Annotated in this window: 1 protein-coding gene; it reads right to left on the reverse strand. The window is 73.3% G+C overall.

Translation table 11 applies throughout. The annotated features are described in order from the left end of the window. Positions 1-2868, reverse strand: a 2868-nt coding sequence (locus tag ACFRAR_RS38500; RefSeq protein ID WP_380705074.1) for an SDR family NAD(P)-dependent oxidoreductase, incomplete at both ends; no start/stop codon positions are given.

A 2868-nucleotide genomic window follows, 5' to 3' on the forward strand; every position in this document is an offset into this window, starting at 1 on the left:
GCCCGCCCGGCGCGCCTCGGCGATCGAGGTCGCTGTCGATGAACTCGAAGAGGTCCTCGTCGGCCGCCGTGTCCAGCCCGCCCGGGAAACCGGCCGAGACGTCCGGATCGCCGGTACCGCCCCTGGCGGCCAGCCTGCTCAGGAGCGCCTCCAGCCGGGCCTTCGTCCGGGAACGGCTCTCCTCGTCACCGGCCATCTCCTCGAACGCCGCCTCCAACACGTCGAGGGGCGATGGAGCGGCGCCCGGCAGCTCCTCGGCCAGTCGGTCGAGGAGATGGCCGGTGACGGCGACGGGAGTCGGATGGTCGAACACCAGGGTGGTCGACAGCCGCAGTCCGGTGGCCGCACCGAGCCGGTTGCGCAACTCGACGGCGGAGAGCGAGTCCAGGCCCATGGCGAGCAGCCCGCGCCGGGGCTCCACGGCCGACGGCGAGGCGTGCCCGAGGACGTCGGCGACCTGGCGGCGGACCAGTTCGTCGAGGAACCGCTCCCGTTCCGCGTCGTCCATGCCGAGCAACCGCTCCCGCACCCCGGCCCCGCCCTCGGCGGGCGGGACGACCGTCGGCACGGGCCCGGCCGGTGCCGGAACCAACTCCCGGTACAGTGCCGGAAGTTCGCCTGTCGCGGCACGGCTGCGCAGCGCCGCGAGGTCCAGCGCGGCCGGCACCGACAGCGCCGTGTCCCGCGCGAGTGCCGCGTCGAAGAGCTTCAGCCCCACGGCCGAGGCGATCGGCAGGATGCCGCTGCGCCCGATCCGGGCACGCTCCGCCGCGCCCAGCGACCGCGTGAGACCGCTGGTCTCCTCCCAGAGGCCCCAGGCGAGGGAGGTGGCGGGGAGTCCTTGGGTGTGGCGGTGGTGGGCGAGGGCGTCGAGGTAGGTGTTGGCGGCGGCGTAGTTGGCTTGGCCGGGGTTGCCGATGGTGCCGGCGATGGAGGAGTAGAGGACGAAGGCGCGGAGGTCGTGGTTGCGGGTTGCGTGGTGGAGGTTTCGGGCGGTGTCGGCTTTGGCGTGGAGGACGGTTGCGAGGCGTTGTGGGGTGAGGCTGTCGAGGGTGGTGTCGTCGGTGGTGCCGGCGGTGTGGATGACGGCGGTGAGGGGGTGTTGGTGGGGGATGGTGGCGAGGAGGTCGGTGAGGGCGTCGGGGTCGGCGATGTCGCAGGCGGTGATGGTGGTCTCGGCGCCGAGGGCCGTCAGTTCGGTGTGGAGTTCGGTGGCGCCGTCGGCGTTGGGGCCGCTTCGGCTGACGAGGAGGAGGTGGCGGGCGCCGTGTTGGGTGACGAGGTGGCGGGCGAGGAGGGTGGCGAGGGTGCCGGTGCCGCCGGTGATGAGGATGGTGCCGTCGGGGTCGAGGTGGGGTGTGTGGGTGGTGGCGGTGGTGTGGGCTCGTTTGAGGCGGGGGGCGAGGAAGGTGTTGTGGCGGAGGGCGAGTTGGGGTTCGCCGGTGGCGAGTGCGGTGGTGAGGAGGTCGGGGGAGAGGGAGGTGGTGTCGGTGTCGGTGTCGGTGTCGAGGAGGACGAAGCGGTCCGGGTGTTCGGACTGCGCGGTGCGCACCAGACCCCACACCGGTGAGGTGTCGAGGCCGGTCACACCGTCCCCGGGTGCCGCCGCGACCGCGTCGTGCGTGACGAACACCAGCCGCGCCCTGTCGTCCCGCTCCTCCGCGAGCCACTGCTGTACGGACCGCAGGGCCTCCTGAGCCGCCTGGTGCAGGGACGCGGGGGCGTCCCCGTCCGTCCGTGCCGCGGAGCCGAACGACACGACGACGGGGGCGGGGCCGTCGGCGGGCCGACCCGACGCGGCCGGAGCCGTCGGGACGGGAACCCATGCCACGTCGAACAGCGAGTCCTGGTGAGCGGCGGCCGACGACCGCAGCCGACTCACGTCGAAGGGCCGCAACGTCAGCGAGTCGATCGACATGACGGGCCTGCCCTCGGTGTCCATGAGAGCCAGCGCGGCCGAGTCCGCCGACACCGGCGAGATCCGGATCCGGGCGGAGACGGCACCCATCGCGTGCAGACGTACCCCGCTCCACGCGAACGGCAGCCGCAGCGTGTCACCGGACTCACCGCCGCCCCCGGCCTGGAGACCCAGGGGGTGCAGCGCGGCGTCCAGGAGCGCGGGGTGCACCGCGAACCGCGCCTCCTCCCCGCGCAGGGCCTCGGGCAGCCGCACCTCGGCGAACAACTCGTCTCCGCCGCGCCAGACGGAGGTCAGGCCGCGGAAGCCGGGGCCGTAGTCCTGGCCGTGCGCGCTCATCAGCTCGTACACCTCCTCCACCGGAACCTGCCGCGCGCCGGCCGGCGGCCAGTCGGTGGAGAGTGAGGGGGCGCCTTGCTCCTCGTGGTCCGGTCGGGCCAGCAGGCCGGACGCGTGGCGGGTCCACGGGGCGTCGGACTCGTCGGGGCCACCGGGCCGGGAGTGAACAGTCAGCTGGCGGCGCCCGTCGTCGCCGGGCTCGCCCAGGACCAGCTGTAGCTGTGTGAAGGACTGCGCGGGGACGACGAGCGGTGCCTCCAGGGTCAGTTCCTCCACGACCGTGTGCCCGGAGCGGGCCCCGACGCTCAGTGCGAGATCGACGTAGGCCGCGCCGGGAAGGACGGCCGTGCCCTGGATCGCGTGGTCCGCGAGCCACGGGTGACTGCGCAGCGACAGCCGTCCGGTGAAGAGATGCCCCTTCCCGTCCACGAGTTCGAGGTCGGCGCCGAGCAGCGGGTGCCCGGCGGTGCCGAGACCGAAGTCCGTGGCGTCACCCGTGACGTCCGGTGTGTTGAGCCAGTGGCGTTGGCGTTGGAAGGGGTAGGTGGGGAGGGGGGTGTGGGTGGTGGTGGTGTGGTGGGTGTGCCAGTTGATGGGGGTGCCGGTGGTGT

It is taken from the genome of Kitasatospora sp. NPDC056651, assembly GCF_042792155.1.
GTDB lineage: Bacteria > Actinomycetota > Actinomycetes > Streptomycetales > Streptomycetaceae > Kitasatospora.